This window comes from Bradyrhizobium sp. Kon58 (assembly GCF_055807455.1).
The window spans coordinates 1-362 of sequence record NZ_JBVVOT010000223.1; the positions used below are offsets into that span (position 1 = coordinate 1).

Sequence of the window (362 nt, forward strand, 5' to 3'; positions counted from 1 at the left end):
CCGCTGGGGTCAATGGCAATGCCTTTTGGCTGAACCCTGTAACCGTAGCCCCGTAGGTGGCACCTGTAATGTGGCTATTGCTCACTGTGGCCTCGGAGCCGATGTCATCCGACAGGCTGCGGGACATATCCAGACCGCCCTTGGAATGGCTGGTGATCCCTGGCTCACACACCGACAATTATATCGTGCAACGCGGTGGCGTCCTGAATGTGAAGCCGGGTGGCGTCACCCGTGAAATTCGCGCAACCGGCGCGTCGACCCTTAACATGGACGCAAGCCGCGTTGACAGCTATTCAACGCTCGATGCCGCGATACTTCTGCATCAAAGCAATGCCACTATCGCTGACTCACGGATCACCAGC

The 362-nt window shown here is 58.0% G+C and carries 1 protein-coding gene; it reads left to right on the top strand.

Annotated elements, in window-relative coordinates:
* Positions 1 to 140 precede the first annotated feature (140 nt).
* Positions 141 to 362, top strand: a 222-nt coding sequence (locus tag AC0L20_RS40215) for a hypothetical protein (RefSeq protein ID WP_473295704.1), incomplete at its 3' end; no start/stop codon positions are given.